This is a genomic window from Bacillus sp. JJ1532, assembly GCF_036965085.1.
Taxonomy (GTDB): domain Bacteria; phylum Bacillota; class Bacilli; order Bacillales; family Cytobacillaceae; genus Cytobacillus.
In genome coordinates, this window is record NZ_JBALOW010000121.1 from 15,519 (window position 1) to 15,792 (window position 274).

Genomic DNA, 274 nt, shown 5'->3' on the forward strand with positions numbered 1-274 from the left:
CCTCAGCAGGTTGGGCTGCCTCCTCTTTTCCACATGCACTAAGCATGAGCAGAACTGCTGCCAATAGGAAGAATAAAACTTTTAAAGACCTTTTCATCTTGAAATACCCCCTCTTTATAATAAATATTAAACACTGCAAAAATTGCAGTGTGGACTACCTATGTATAAAGCATCTTTTATATGATAAATAACGTAGATAGCGTAAATATATCGTTATATTATCATTTTACGAAGTAAACAGTCAATAATATTCAAAAAATTTAATATATTTAGA